This window comes from Priestia flexa (genome assembly GCF_021441905.1).
GTDB classification, from domain to species: Bacteria; Bacillota; Bacilli; order Bacillales; family Bacillaceae_H; genus Priestia; species Priestia flexa.
Genome location: NZ_CP090431.1, coordinates 1,089,181 through 1,104,348, shown reverse-complemented (window position 1 = coordinate 1,104,348; position 15,168 = coordinate 1,089,181). Strand labels below are relative to the sequence as shown.

Genomic DNA, 15,168 nt, shown 5'->3' with positions numbered 1-15,168 from the left:
AACAAACATTATAAATGAATAAAGCTATTCTCTTTAGCCGTGCATGATTCAATCTTTAAACGTGTATGATACAAACAAAGCGCTTTGGACGGTTCATTTGGACGATGACATTTCTCTTATCCATTTAGTATGATAGGAAAGAATGTATTCATGTTTATAGAAGGAGGTTTTCTATTGTGAAAGGACTAAAGTTCAAGAATATCTTTTTTATTTTGTTAGGTTCGGCTATTTTTGGATTTGGACTTGTGAATTTTAACATGCAAAACAACTTAGCAGAAGGCGGTTTTACTGGTATTACACTGCTTTTATACTTTTTATTTAACATCGACCCTTCCTATTCAAACTTAGTGCTTAATATTCCACTATTCTTTGTCGGATGGAAGCTGTTAGGACGAACCTCATTTTACTACACCATACTAGGCGTTATCAGCCTTTCTGTTTTCTTATGGATTTTTCAGCGCTTTCCAGTCGATATGCCTTTAAAAGATGATATGACGCTTGCAGCTCTATTTGCAGGTGTATTTATTGGAGTGGGGCTTGGAATTATTTTTAGATACGGAGGGACAACGGGTGGAGTTGATATTATCGCTCGTCTCGTTCAGAAATATATTGGGTGGAACATGGGAAAAACAATGTTTTTATTCGATTTTCTTGTTATTATTACCTCTCTTATCTATTACTTAACCTATACAGAGGCAATGTATACGCTCGTAGCCGTATTTGTCGCTGCTAGAGTCATTGATTTTATTCAAGACGGAGCTTACGCCGCAAAAGGAGCAACCATTATCTCTGCTCGTAACGAAGAGATCTCAGCAAAAATCATGCAGGAAATGGATCGTGGAGTGACTATTTTAAAAGGCCAAGGATCCTATTCTAAACAAGAAACTAACGTATTGTACTGTGTTGTAAGTAAAAATGAAGTCTTTCGATTAAAACAGGTCATCACTTCTGTTGACCCATACGCGTTTGTAGCGGTGAGTGACGTTCATGATGTACTAGGTGAGGGTTTTACATTGGATGAAAATAAAAAGCCGTTAGAACGTTAAATCGTACATACAAAATGAGGGTGGGACATAACAAAACAAATTTCCAAAAAGACGAACACTCGCTTTTCTCACCTCTTTACGTTGTCAGAACAAGTTTGTTCCATTGCGCTACGGCCACTCGCTTTCCGCGGGGAGGAACCTGAGCTTCCTCTCTTTCCCGCAGGAGTCGAGTGTCCTACGCTCCATTCCATCCTGTTTTCACAATCAACAAAAAACCTGAACGATTAAAAGTGAAGAACTCTCAACCGTTCAGGTTTAATATTGGCTGAATTACTTATGTCCCAGCCTCATTTCAATTAATCTTCGTTGTTCATTCCTGTGTAAATTAAGATTAAACGCACAAGCTCTAGTACTGCAACCGCTGCTGCTGCAACGTATGTTAAAGCTGCTGCGTTTAGTACTTTTCGCGTCTCACGCTCTTCGTCGTTGCGAATTACACCGCTTGATACGAGAAGGTTCATCGCACGATTTGAGGCGTTAAACTCAACTGGAAGCGTTACGACCTGGAATAAAACTGCTGCTGCCATAAACACGATACCTAGCAACAATAGGCCGCTCATCTGAGCAAAGATACCAATCATGATTAAAATCCATGAAAAGTTTGATCCGATGTTAGCTACTGGTACTAAGGCATGACGCATGCGTAAGAACGAATAGTTTTCATCGTCTTGAATTGCGTGCCCTACTTCATGGGCTGCTACCGCTGCGCCTGCTACAGATGTTCCGAAGTAGTTATCTTCAGATAATCGTACTACTTTTGAACGTGGATCGTAGTGGTCAGACAACACGCCGCGAACTGGCTCAACTTGAACGTTGTACAAGCCGTTTTCGTCCAAGATACGTCGTGCCACTTCAGCACCTGTCATTCCAGAAGAACTGCTTACTTTTGAATATTTTTTATAAGCACTTTTCACTTTAAACTGTGCCCAAATCGGCACTAAAATAATGATGAGAAAATAAACCAAAAACCCCATCTGCACACTCCTTTACTTGTATGGTTGGTACATTTTCATTTTAGACAATTCGAATATGTCCGTCAATCATTTCGCTCCGGCTCAGCCTTGCGAACACGCTCTGCTCGATACTTACGAAAACCAACATACGATAAAGTAAATACAATAATACTTCCTGTCGTAATCATGACCCATATAAGTGATGGATCTACCTTATCTTCTTTTAAATGTTCAAACAGAGACTGAAAATCTTCTTCTGCTGCTACTAATTCTTGTGAAGACATCACCATTGCATCATCTTGCTTTAAATCTTCAATATGCTGTTCAACACGTTCAATATCCTTATCATCAACATCGACTTGAACACTTGGAGAAATCAATTCATAGGCTTGTAGTAAACTTTGAAGCTCTTCTTGATACTGCCCATCTTCACCTTTTGATATACTCATTTTCATATCTTGAAACGTGGTAATAACTTCTTTTTCCATTTCTGTCCAAAGAGGTTGGTATTCACTTGATAAAGCATCCACTAGTAACCGAAACTGTAATGCTGTATTTACAGGGTCACTATTTTCATCGTCCAGTGCTCTTTCAACATTTTGAGCTGTTACTACCAGCACTTGATACTCTTTAGTGGATAAATCTAAATCATGTATATTTACGCTTGAAACTTCATGTGAAAATTGTTTCATTAAATCACGCGCTTCATCATATTTTTCCTGCTGAGCAAGGTCTAATGTTTCATCAGCAAGTTCATTTAACTTATCCCAAGATTGCTGTGTAGCCGCATTAACTGATGTTGTTAATAGTAAAAAAATAAGCATGGCGATGACAGATATTTTCTTGTTCATTCTTGTCCCTCCTCTAGCTTCTATTAGAAACTTATGAGGAATAGGACAAGAGTAGACCTATTAAATCCCTACTTCAAAGGGGTAATAAAGTTTTGCGTATAAAACTTTTCATACACGCCAACACCAAGATGCGTAAAATCATTATTTAAAAGCGCCTTACGGTGACCTTCACTATTTAACCAGCCTTCAACCGCAGCAGGACCATCCGTATAGTTAGATGCAATGTTTTCACCAGCTGTTCGATACAAGACGTCTCCTTTTTGCAGACGATTTCCTAAATCTCCTTGAACTGGAGACTCATGAGCAAAATATTTCAAATCGCTCATTTCTTTGCTGTGTAAATAAGCTACTTTCGCCGTATCTTCATCCCACGATAATGCCTCTTTTCCATGGCGCTTTCTAATAACGTTCGTCAAGTCGATAATTTGTTGAGAAGCTCCATCTTCAATCTCTTTCCACTCTTCTTGAGAAAGTGATGGTACTTCAGGGAAACTCCCTCTATACATTACTTCATACGGCTTTTGCTTCATTAAAGTTTCACTATCCATGACGCGGATACTTGATAATGTATTTAAAAATTGATCAAAATAAAGCTGGATATATACATCATCATACTTTACTAATGGGCGCATTTTTAAATCTTCGTCATTGAGTTGAAAACGATAATAATCGAGCCCTTCTCTCAATTCAACTTCTCGCTCAATTTTAACAGCTTTCGCTACTTCAGATCGAGATTGACCAATCACAAATGGTGCGGTATTTACGTTTTGACCAATAGAATACACGCTCACCACTCGGTCACCATCTACCCCTACCTGCATGTAGGAATGATCATCGGTTTTATACACCCACCAATCATATCCGTAAGCAGAAGGATCAACACGGGTTGGTTCTCCATACATTCCCATGACTTGTTCAGGATGTAGACCAATCAAATCAATAACGTTTTCCCCTTCTATTTCTGGTGCAGCCGTTTCAACCGCACGGTCATTTATAGTCTCATTATTTGAAACCTCTTCCTGTGCTGATTCATTTACATACTGCTCCAATAAAGGGATATATTCATCAGCGTATACAAATGCAACGATTAACACGAGAACAAATATAACTTTTTTCAGCGTCAGTTCCTCTCCTTACATCTTCAAGAGTTCGTATAGTTATTATACATGTAATGACGTGAAAATAGCTAATAAAAAAGCTATCAACACCCTTTGGTGGCGACAGCTTTTCCTGGATTAATGAAGTTGATTGGAAATACGAGAAAGAGCTTGACCAGCTTGTTCATCTGTAAAGCGATACGTAGATAAATCTCCTAAAGCGACAACGCCAATAAGCTTGTTTCCTTCTACAACTGGAAGCCTTCTGATTTGATGATTGGCCATAATTTCCACAGCTTCTTCTACCGTTGATTCGCCCGATACCGTTACTAGTTTATCACTCATTACGTCGGTTACTTTACTGGAATTGGGCTTCTTTTCAGCAATACCTCGAATAACTAAGTCTCGATCAGTTATTAATCCAATTAATCGGTCTTGATCAACAATTGGAATACTACCAACGTTTAATTCTTTCATCTTTAATGCAACTTCGTATACATTATCTAACGTGGTACACGTTTCAACGTCTGTTGTCATTACATCACGAACACATTTCATAGAATCTCCTCCTTTACATTCAACGTTATTTTGACCGTTTTTCAAAAAATCTTTCACTTTATTTACAATTTCTTGGTCTTTTCAACTGAAAATTCGGATAAACATTGCAAGTTTTATCCAATCATACTATGATGAAAATGGGAGAAACATTTGGTTTAAAGGGGGAACTGTAATGAAACTAGAAGATATGGATTTTACTGATGTAAGAGTTGATTTAGAGCATGCCGATGAGATTATGAGCCGATTTGGACTAGTGCGAGCTGGACAGTGGGATTACGAGCGGGTAACATATGATCGCAAGTTTGAAATTCAGCACCATACCTTTTATTTACGCGTACAAGGATATGCTGCTGAAGGGGACATTGGCGGCAGGCATGCGTTGATTCAATTTATGACGCCTCTGCTTGGCAAACACTATTATCCGCACGGCGTAGAATATGGAGAAGAAGAAAATTTCCCTTCTACACTGGTTGATCAATGCAAGCGAATTTTAAGCCAAATTCATTCCGAACTTCAAAGCGTTCAGGCTTCCTAATAAAAAGAGTGCTTACAATCCTGTAAGCACTCTTTTTATTGAGAAGAAATCGGAGATGAAGCATCATAACCTGCATCAAGTTCCATTTCCTGCTTCTTATCTTTTTCACGCTCTTTCTTCGCCCACCGGAAAAAGGTGTAGCCAAGAATAATCCCATATACAATCTCTTGAATAATTTTCATGATGACTCCCCCAAGCTGCTGGTCTTCTACCGGAGGCAATACGTTAAACATTTCTGGGGCTAATGCGCCCATCGCTTGAATAACATCCGGGGATACGCAAAGGGCTAAAGCATTCACCCACGCCTGCGAATCAGTATACGTGGCATATAGCGACGTATCAGCAAATATAATTAACGCACAAGCAGGCGTTAACAACATCCCATCAGCAAAAATGTAGCCAATTTTTTTCACACCGTTTAACGTCTGATACTCCTCCAGCTTGTTTAAAAGTGGCCACCACATGCAAAAAGAAGCTATAAACAGCAAAATGCTAATAATTGCGTGAAGCGTCATATCTGTCTTCACAGTGTCAAACACAAGCGGTATATGATAAAGAGAGAATAATCCGTTAAAGACAAGTAAAGCAATGAGCGGCTTTGTTAAAAAGTGAAACACTGGCTTAATGCCTTTTTGATGAATCAGTAATCGCGCCATCCACGGCGGTGTTCCCAGAATAAGTAAAGGTGGAATAGCTAAATAAACCAGCGCCATTTGGGCCATATGTGCACTAAACATCAAGTGCCCTAGTAAATCTAGCGGACCGCCTTTGCATATGTATAGCAGCGCCATTCCAAATACAAAAAACGCTTTTGTTTTACGATCAACTTCTTTACTTCCTTCAATTTTATATCGATACGGACCTGTGAACAATAAATAAACAACTGTCACCGCACAAATAACGAAGAAAAAATATGGACTCCATAACGCTTCGAATCCAAACATTCTTAAATTATCAATCACAATCCGTCCCTCCTTTACTCAATTGCGAATAGTACATGCTTGAAAAGAGCTAGCAAGCGCTAGCTCTTCTTTACTTACCACCAAATAATTGTAACAAATGCCCAAACTGTTATAAGTGCTACAAGCACTCCTGAATATAGAAACATCGTTGGCACTTCATGCCCTTTATGATTCATATGCATAAAGTAATAAAGCTGAAAGATAACTTGCACAACTGCTAACAAAATAATAACTGGTACGGTAAACCATCCGCTAAAGCTATCGCTCCATACGGCAAAAAAAGCTATGAGCGTAAGGAAAATCATTAACGCAAACGAGATTAACTGCATTCGCATGTCTTCAGCGTTTTTCTTCTTACGATACTGTAAGTCTACCTTTGGGTTACCTGTGTCAGAATGATTTGTTGTCATCTCTTCATCCCACCATTCCCATTAAGTATACAACTGTAAAAATAAACACCCATACAACATCAATGAAATGCCAGTATAAGCTTGCTACATAAAATTTTGGTGCATTGTATAGACTTAAGCCACGCTTTGAGTTACGGATAAGCAATGAGCCAATCCACAATAATCCAAACGTTACGTGCGCTCCGTGCGTTCCTACCAAGGCATAAAATGCAGATCCAAATGCACTGCTCGTAAACGTATGGCCTTCATGAACATAATGCTTAAACTCATAAATCTCTAATAGTAAGAAAGCGAACCCTAACAGCCAAGTAATCCACATCCAAAGCTGCATCTTCTTATAATTAAAGTTCTTCATATGATACATTGCATATACGCTTGTTAATGAACTTGTTAATAAAATCATTGTGGCAATAAATACAAGCGTAATATCAAATAATTCTTCTGCTTTTGGGCCTGTATGCGTTGAATTTCTCAACGCTAAATACGTTGCAAACAACGAAGCAAAAAGTACGGTTTCTCCCCCAAGAAAAAGCCAAAATCCTATGAACTTATTTTTCCCTTCAAGGGTTGATTTCTCAGGCGAATCTGGAAAAGTTTCAGGCGTTAATTTTTGTTCTGCTTCCATCTTTATTTCGCCTCCTCATCAAGCAAATCTTCTTTATGAATATGATAGCCATGATCATCAATCCACGAACGGAAGAACATGGAGATAAAGGTAATCACTAATCCTATAATTCCAACTAGATCTCCCCAGCCATGGTCATTGCGGAACAAAAAGCCAAATGCTGAAACAAACAGACCAAGAGAAATAATAAACGGAATGATTGATGAGTTTGGCATATGAATATCACCAAGCGGCTCAGCAGGCGTAATGCCCTCTTTGTTTCCGGCACGTTTTTCTAACCAGAATGTGTCTAATCCACGCACAAGCGGCGTTTGTTTAAAGTTATATTCTGGAGGCGGTGATGAAATCGCCCACTCCAGCGTACGACCTTCTCCCCACGCATCGCCTTCTGCTTTTGGTCCATTGATGCTTGTTTTGATGACGTTAATAATCAGTACAATGGTTGCCAAGGCCATAAAAATGGCTCCAGCTGAGCTGATTGCATTTCCAAGATCCAAGCCCTGTCCTGGTAAAAAAGTTGCTACACGACGAGGCATACCCATTAAACCTAAGAAATGTTGAATAAAGAACGTTAAGTGGAAACCGATAAAAAACAGCCAAAACGTAATCTTGCTAAGCGTTTCATTAAGCATACGCCCAAACATTTTCGGCCACCAAAACGTGACTCCTGCAAATAGAGCGTACACAACTCCACCTACAATAACGTAGTGAAAGTGAGCAACAACGAAATACGTATCATGGAACTGATAGTCTGCTGGTGCCGCAGCAAGCATAACACCTGTTACACCACCGATAACAAACGATGGAATAAACGCTACAGAGTACAGCATTGGTGATGTAAATTCAATGCTTCCTCCCCAAAGCGTAAACAACCAGTTAAAAATCTTAATTCCTGTCGGTACAGCAATTGCCATCGTCGCTACTGCGAAAATTGCGTTTGCGATTGGTCCAAGGCCTGTTGTAAACATATGGTGAGCCCAAACCATGAATCCTAAAAACCCAATCAGCACTGTTGCAAATACCATAGAAGAGTATCCGAACAGTCTTTTTCTTGCAAACGTCGGTAAAATTTCTGAAAAAACTCCAAAGGCCGGTAAGATTAGTATGTATACTTCTGGATGTCCGAAAATCCAAAATAAGTGTTCCCAAATAATTGTGTTTCCACCCATCGTTGGATCAAAGAAATTCCCACCAAACAAGCGATCAAAAATCATTAAAAATAATCCAACAGTTAAAGCAGGAAATGCAAATAAAATAAGTGCTGATGCCACAAACGTAGTCCACGTAAAGAGGGGCATTCTCATGTAAGTCATACCAGGTGCTCTCATGTTAATAATTGTAACAAGAAAGTTAATACCCGCAATCAGCGTTCCAGCACCGGAAATTTGCAGACCTAATGCGTAAAAATCAATTCCGTGTGTAGGCGATGCTAGTGATAGTGAAGCGTATGATGTCCAGCCTGCATCAGGTGCTCCACCTCCTATAAACCAGCTTAAGTTTAGAAACAATCCACCAAAAGCAAATAGCCAAAAGCCAAGTGCGTTTAAAAATGGAAACGCTACGTCACGAGCGCCAATTTGAAGTGGCACAACTGCGTTCATTAGCGCAAACAACAGCGGCATAGCTGCTAAGAAAATCATCGTTGTGCCGTGCATTGTTAAGATTTCATTATATGTTCCCATCGCGACAAAGTTATTTTCAGGAATAGCCAGTTGAATTCGAATAAAAAGTGCTTCGATTCCTCCAACTATGAAGAAAAAACCTCCCGCAATTAAATACAAAATGGCGATTTTTTTATGGTCAACGGTTGTTAAGTAGTCCCATATTGTCGCCCCTATACCCCTTTTTTGAGTGAGCGTACTCATAGCTAGACCTCCCCTTTTGAAAGCTAATTACCGTTTATTTTTCTTTCAGCTCCAATAAATACTCGGTTAGCTGATCGACTTGTTCATCTGTTAAGTCAGGATATGTATTACTCATTTTGTTTCCTGGCTTAATTTCTTCAGGGTTTTTGAGCCATTGTTTTAAATTTTCTTCATTATGTTCTAAAACACCTGCAATACGCTCACGATCTGCAAATCCAGCTAGATTTGGAGCCTGACGCGCTTGTTCTGGTCGACCATCCTGCGCTTCAACAGCGTGACAGCCAATACAGCTTTCTGTAAAGATTTCCTCTCCCGCTTTTGCTGAAGCTGTCGATACGTCTGGTTTTACATCTTTAATATCGCTAACCCATGTATCAAACTCTTCACTTGGAAGGGCTTTAACTTTGAAATCCATATAGGCGTGAGATGGACCACATAGCTCTGCACACTTCCCATAAAAAAGACCGTTAGCGCTTTCAGCTTTTTCTGAATCAAACACAAGCCAAAACTTGTTCTCATTCTCTGTATTCGTATCTACTTTTCCGCCCACTGAAGGAATCCAAAAGGAGTGTTTGACATCTGAGGCTTTCACGTTAAAATACACTTTTGTATCTGTTGGTACAACAAGATCTTGGGATGTAATGATTTTTTGGTTAGGGTATTCAAACTCCCACCAATACAAGTTAGCTCTTACATTAACGACAATTGCGTCTTCCTTTTCCATTCCTTTCACATCAGCTAATTTAAACGTATCAGCTACTGTGGGAACTGCTAGGATGACAAGTAGAATAATAGGAATAACAGTCCAAAGAATTTCTAACTTGTGGTTTCCTTCTACTTGTTTTGGAATCACATCTTCCTCACCTTTGCGGCGTTTAAAACGCACAACTACATACACAAAGATGATTGTAACAACAATAATTACAAGAACCATAATTGCTGTACTAAGCAGCATAAGTGAATACTGCTTTTCTGCCACTTCACCTGCAGGACGAAGCGTTGATAAAAAAGGCTCTCCGCAGCCAGCTAATAGCACGGCTACCAGACTAAACAACGATAAAACACGAAAGTTTAATCGCCATTTTCTCATAGCTTTTTCAACCTCTCTTTCATGGACGTGATTTTCTTATTCATAACAGAAGCTGCTATGAATAAACTTTCTTCCTTCTATGATAAATTCTAGATTAGAAGAAATCCCCTGTATTTAAATTTTTATGTAGGACTACGGTGTCTAGGAGCTCGTTACGCAAAATAGATGACTTCTTAGCGGCCTCTTTAGGTAAGCATATGTTGTTGAAGCAGTGGTATGAAGAATCCGTTTACAGTTTTGACATCACAAAAATCATCTATTCACAAATATTTCACATTTGTTTTAGATTTCTGAAATCTTACAGCCTGATGCATGAACATGTAAAGATGTAAATTACTATATTTCTCCTGTTTATTAAAGCATATTTTGGAAAGTTTATGTGAATTTTTTTTGAAATAAATATGGATTTTTTTTGTCACCTTGTACAAAACCCTATCTTATACTTGATTATTGTATACTATTATAAGTAGAATAAGGTGTTGTATCTTGTCGAATGAGTTTAATAACTTATCTTTCTAGCAATACAACCTTACACTTTCTACCATTATAACAAATGAATACATGCTTATGGGAGTTTATTCGAACTTTTTCAACGAAACCTTAAACTAGTAAGTCATGTACTTCCATTCGTCTTCCTGTCTAAAGGAAACGTTTAGCGGACTAATTATCATACTTTAGGAAGGTGAATACATTGAAACGTGGATTAAAAGGGCTTTCTGTTATTGTAACGTTAGCAATGCTCCTGATTTTACTTGGGGGAGCACTTGTAACCAAAACTGGATCAGGAGATGGCTGTGGCGACTCTTGGCCTCTATGTAACGGTGAATTGATTCCCAGCAACATAACATTTGAACTCGTCATTGAACTTAGTCACAGACTTGTATCAGGTGCTTCAGGCATCTTAGTACTTTTACTCTGTGTGTGGGCTTGGATCGCACTAGGACATATTCGTGAAGTAAGACCACTTGCTTTTATCTCGTTTTTCTTCTTAGTGCTACAAGCGTTAATCGGTGCTGCTGCGGTTATGTGGGGACAATCAGATGCCGTACTTGCACTACATTTTGGAATTTCACTTATTTCATTTGCATCTGTTCTCCTATTAACTCTCATCATTTTTGAGGTAGATAAGAAGTTTGATGCTGATAGCGTCGTCATTGGTTCAACGATGAAAAAACATATTTATGGATCTATTCTTTATACGTACGTTGTCGTCTATACAGGAGCGCTAGTACGCCATAAAGAAGCAAGCTTAGCTTGTCCCGATATTCCGTTCTGTTCCAATGCAGCTGGCTGGTTACCAGGTGATATTAACCAATGGATTCAAATGGGACACCGAACTGCTGCAACCTTAATTTTCGTTTGGATTTTAATTGCGTTTATTCACGCGTTTAAGCACTACCGTGACCAGAAGAATATTTATTATAGTTGGCTAATTGCTTTAGTGTTAGTAACAATGCAGGCCATTTCAGGTATGTTAGTTGTTGTTACTCGCCTAAACTTAGGACTAGCTTTAGCCCACGCACTAATTATTTCTCTATTATTTGGGGTCTTAAGCTACTTGACACTTCTTGCTACTCGCAGTAAAAGAACAAAATAAAAAGTACGAGCAGAATGTCTGCTCGTACTTTTTTTAGCTTTCGAATTCAACAAGTAAGTCTCCAGGTTGAATAGCGTCTCCGCTTCCTACATGAATATTTTTCACAACACCATCAAATGGTGCCTGCACCGTTGTTTCCATTTTCATTGCTTCTGTAATCATGAGATGATCACCTTTTGATACTTTATCACCTTTTTCAACGATAACGCGAATGACCGTTCCAGGCATAGACGCTCCAATTTGATTTGGATTTGTTAGATCTGCCTTCATCTTTGATACAACCGTCGTCTTCACGCTTTCGTCTTTAATGACTACTTCACGAGGCTGACCATTTAGTTCAAAGTAAATTGTACGATTACCGTCAGCTTGTGCTTCTCCAATTGATACAAGGCGAACGATTAACGTTTTCCCTTTTTCAATCTCAATTTCAGCTTCTTCTCCAAGACGCATTCCATATAAGAAAGTAGCCGTATCAAGTACCGAAATGTCACCATATTGCTCAACCGCTTTGTGATAATCCATAAATACTTTTGGATATAAAGCATATGCCAAGGCATCAAAGCTTGTAACTTGACGTCCTAACTCGTGGAATAGCTTTTCCTTAAGAGCATTAAAATCAACATCTTCTAACAGCTCACCCGGACGCACCGTAATTGGCTTTTTACCTTTTAAAATAATTCGTTGAAGCTTTTCAGGGAATCCACCGTGTGGTTGACCTAAATAGCCCTCAAATAGTTCAATAACTGAATCAGGGAAGTCTAATGATTCACCACGTTCAAATAGCGTTTCTTCCGTTAAATTGTTTTGAACCATAAACAGCGCCATGTCCCCTACCACTTTGGAAGAAGGCGTTACTTTGACAATGTCACCAAATAACTCATTCACACGTGAATACATGTCTTTTACTTCATCCCAGCGGTTTCCAAGACCAACTGCTTTCGCCTGCTGTTGAAGGTTGCTATATTGACCACCCGGCATTTCATGAACATAAACTTCCGTATGCGGAGCATTCATGCCACTTTCAAAGTCTTGGTAGTACTTGCGTACATCTTCCCAATAGTAAGATAGCTGTTCAAGGTTTTGAATGTCCAGCTTCGGCTTACGCTCGGTCCCTTCTAAAGCATAATATAATGAATTGGCGCTTGGTTGCGACGTTAAGCCTGCCATTGCGCTTACTGCTACGTCCACAATATCAACGCCTGCTTCAATTGCTTTGGCATATGTTAGAATGCCGTTTCCGCTTGTATCATGCGTATGAAGATGAATTGGAATATCCACCGTTTCTTTTAATGCAGACACTAAGTCATAAGCAGCTTGAGGCTTTAATAATCCTGCCATATCCTTGATTCCTAAAATATGTGCCCCGGATTGCTCTAATTCTTTCGCAAGGTTTTTGTAGTACGTTAAGTCATATTTGCGGCGAGATGGATCTAAAATATCTCCCGTATAGCACATTGCTGCTTCGGCAATCTTACCTGTTTGTCGTACGGAATCAATGGCTAACGTCATACCCTCAACCCAGTTTAAGCTATCAAAAATTCGGAACACGTCAATTCCAGCATATGCTGATTTCTCAACAAATTCTTTAATTACGTTATCCGGATAGTTTTTATACCCTACGGCGTTTGATGCACGAAGAAGCATTTGGAATAAGACATTTGGCGCCTCTTGGCGTAGCGTTAACAAACGATCCCAAGGATCTTCTTTCAAAAAGCGATACGCTACATCAAACGTCGCTCCTCCCCACATTTCAAGAGAAAACAAATCCGGTAATAGTCTTGCTGTTGGATTAGCAATTTGTTTTAAATCGTTCGTACGTACACGCGTTGCTAGTAAAGACTGATGCCCATCTCGGAATGTTGTGTCTGTTAAAAGAACTTCTTTACGCTCTTTTACCCAGTTAACAAGCCCTTCAGCACCCTGTTCATCTAAAATTTGCTTCGTTCCATTTGGCACTGGCGTTGATAAGTCTAGCTGAGGAACACGAGGTTTTGTGAAAATTGGTTTTTTCTTTTCAGCTACCCCAGGGAAACCATTAACCGTTACGTTTCCAATGTATGTTAGCATTTTAGTACCACGGTCTTTACGCTTAGGAAATACAAATAGCTCTGGCGTAGTATCAATAAAGGACGTATCATACGCTCCCGTTAAGAACTTTTCATGCTTTACCACGTTCTCAAGGAACGGAATGTTTGTTTTAATACCACGAATTCGAAATTCTTTTAAGTTACGAACCATTTTGGACGCCGCTTGATCAAACGTTAAGGCCCACGTTGTTACTTTTACAAGAAGAGAATCATAGTAAGGCGTGATGACTGCTCCTTGGAAGCTGTTGCCCGTGTCAAGACGCACGCCAAAGCCACCGCCTGAACGGTACGCCATAATCTTACCCGTATCTGGCATAAAGTTGTTTAGTGGATCTTCTGTTGTTACACGAGATTGAATAGCATAACCATGCGTGATAATCTCTTCTTGCTTCGGTATTGCAACAACATTACTATGAAGGTCATAGCCATCCGCAATTAGAATTTGAGATTGAACGATATCAACACCTGTAATCATTTCTGTAATTGTGTGCTCCACCTGTACGCGAGGGTTTACTTCAATAAAGTAAAACTCTTTACCTGATACTAAGAACTCTACAGTACCCGCATTTATGTAGTTTACATTATCCATCAGCTGTACCGCAGCATCACAAATTTGATCACGCAGCTCTTCGCTTAGCGACAAGCTTGGTGCAACTTCTACTACCTTTTGGTGACGACGCTGTACTGAACAATCACGCTCATACAAATGAACAACATTTCCACTGTGATCCCCTAAAATTTGAACTTCAATATGCTTTGGGTTTTCAACAAGCTTTTCGACATATACCTCGTCGCTTCCAAAGGCTGCTTTTGCTTCAGACTTAGCACGTTCATACGATTCCGCTAGGCTTGCTTCATTGCGAACGACGCGCATGCCACGACCGCCTCCACCTAACGCCGCTTTAATCATGAGGGGGTACCCGTGCTGTGCAGCAAATTCTTTTGCTTCATCTAATGAATCAATTGGTCCATCCGTTCCTGGAATGACAGGGATATTGGCTTGAATTGCTTGATGACGAGCTTTTACTTTATCTCCAAACATATCTAAATGCTTAGACTTTGGCCCAATAAAAATAATGCCCTCTTCTTCACAACGTTTCGCAAATTGGATATTTTCTGACAAAAAACCATAGCCAGGGTGTATTGCGTCAACATCATGTAGCTTTGCCGTTTTAATAATATCTTCGATGTCTAAATATGCATCGATTGGTTTTTTGCCCACACCAACCAAATACGCTTCATCTGCTTTGTATCGATGATAGGAACCTGCATCTTCTTTTGAATAAATTGCCACCGTTCGAATATTTAGCTCCGTACAAGCTCGAAATACTCGAATTGCGATTTCTCCACGATTTGCAACTAGTACTTTTTTTATTTTTTTAGTTACCAGACTCACATCGAATTCTCCCTTCAATCTTTATATAAACTTCAATATATAGCAAAATTGGATAAAAGAAAAGCAAAAATGAACGGAAAGTTATAAATTAACCGT

Annotated in this window: 13 protein-coding genes; 3 read left to right on the top strand and 10 right to left on the bottom strand. The window is 39.4% G+C overall.

Translation table 11 applies throughout. From position 1 onward, the window contains the following. The first annotated feature begins 176 nt into the window (after window positions 1-176). The gene (locus tag LZP85_RS05575; RefSeq protein ID WP_061785567.1) at window positions 177-1,046 is read left to right on the top strand and encodes a YitT family protein; all 870 of its coding nucleotides are present in this window, start codon (window positions 177-179) and stop codon (window positions 1,044-1,046) included. Window positions 1,047-1,342: 296 nt separating this feature from the next. On the opposite strand, the gene LZP85_RS05570 is transcribed toward LZP85_RS05575, so the two are convergent. The 4 genes from LZP85_RS05570 to LZP85_RS05555 all read right to left on the bottom strand — a co-directional run bounded on the left by LZP85_RS05570 (window position 1,343) and on the right by LZP85_RS05555 (window position 4,505). Continuing rightward, complete coding sequence (locus LZP85_RS05570; protein WP_025907342.1) at window positions 1,343-2,020, bottom strand: zinc metallopeptidase; 678 nt, start codon at window positions 2,018-2,020, stop codon at window positions 1,343-1,345. Between the two features lie 62 nt (window positions 2,021-2,082). Beyond that, on the bottom strand, window positions 2,083-2,850 hold the full coding sequence (locus tag LZP85_RS05565) for a sporulation protein YpjB (protein ID WP_025907340.1): 768 nt from the start codon (window positions 2,848-2,850) through the stop codon (window positions 2,083-2,085). A 68-nt stretch (window positions 2,851-2,918) separates the two neighbouring features. Next, a complete protein-coding gene (locus tag LZP85_RS05560) occupies window positions 2,919-3,944 on the bottom strand; it encodes a CAP domain-containing protein (RefSeq protein WP_224840127.1) in 1,026 nt (341 codons plus the stop codon). A gap of 141 nt (window positions 3,945-4,085) precedes the next feature. After that, window positions 4,086-4,505: a CBS domain-containing protein gene (locus LZP85_RS05555; protein WP_061785707.1), complete on the bottom strand. Its 420-nt coding sequence runs from the start codon at window positions 4,503-4,505 to the stop codon at window positions 4,086-4,088. 172 nt (window positions 4,506-4,677) lie between these two features. On the opposite strand from LZP85_RS05555, the gene LZP85_RS05550 reads away from it, so the two are divergent. Further along, window positions 4,678-5,040, top strand: coding sequence for a YugN family protein (locus tag LZP85_RS05550; RefSeq protein ID WP_025907334.1), 363 nt, complete (start codon window positions 4,678-4,680; stop codon window positions 5,038-5,040). A gap of 35 nt (window positions 5,041-5,075) precedes the next feature. Here LZP85_RS05550 and ctaG read toward each other — a convergent pair whose 3' ends face one another. From ctaG to coxB, 5 genes are all read right to left on the bottom strand, one after another. Further along, window positions 5,076-6,002 carry a cytochrome c oxidase assembly factor CtaG gene (gene ctaG / locus LZP85_RS05545; protein ID WP_082636378.1) on the bottom strand — a complete coding sequence of 309 codons (927 nt, stop codon included), beginning with the start codon at window positions 6,000-6,002 and terminating at the stop codon, window positions 5,076-5,078. Between the two features lie 74 nt (window positions 6,003-6,076). Beyond that, complete coding sequence (gene ctaF / locus LZP85_RS05540; RefSeq protein WP_025907330.1) at window positions 6,077-6,412, bottom strand: cytochrome c oxidase subunit IVB; 336 nt, start codon at window positions 6,410-6,412, stop codon at window positions 6,077-6,079. Between the two features lie 4 nt (window positions 6,413-6,416). Further along, window positions 6,417-7,037, bottom strand: coding sequence for a cytochrome (ubi)quinol oxidase subunit III (locus tag LZP85_RS05535; protein WP_025907328.1), 621 nt, complete (start codon window positions 7,035-7,037; stop codon window positions 6,417-6,419). A gap of 2 nt (window positions 7,038-7,039) precedes the next feature. Next, complete coding sequence (gene ctaD / locus LZP85_RS05530) at window positions 7,040-8,902, bottom strand: cytochrome c oxidase subunit I (RefSeq protein ID WP_100347453.1); 1,863 nt, start codon at window positions 8,900-8,902, stop codon at window positions 7,040-7,042. A 34-nt stretch (window positions 8,903-8,936) separates the two neighbouring features. Further along, a complete protein-coding gene (gene coxB, locus LZP85_RS05525) occupies window positions 8,937-9,992 on the bottom strand; it encodes a cytochrome c oxidase subunit II (RefSeq protein ID WP_076513286.1) in 1,056 nt (351 codons plus the stop codon). A gap of 691 nt (window positions 9,993-10,683) precedes the next feature. On the opposite strand from coxB, the gene LZP85_RS05520 reads away from it, so the two are divergent. After that, the gene (locus LZP85_RS05520; RefSeq protein WP_025907324.1) at window positions 10,684-11,589 is read left to right on the top strand and encodes a COX15/CtaA family protein; all 906 of its coding nucleotides are present in this window, start codon (window positions 10,684-10,686) and stop codon (window positions 11,587-11,589) included. A gap of 33 nt (window positions 11,590-11,622) precedes the next feature. Here LZP85_RS05520 and pyc read toward each other — a convergent pair whose 3' ends face one another. Then, entirely contained in the window at window positions 11,623-15,072 is a 3,450-nt protein-coding gene (gene pyc / locus LZP85_RS05515; RefSeq protein ID WP_374700374.1) for a pyruvate carboxylase, read from the bottom strand. Between the last annotated feature and the right edge of the window lie 96 nt (window positions 15,073-15,168).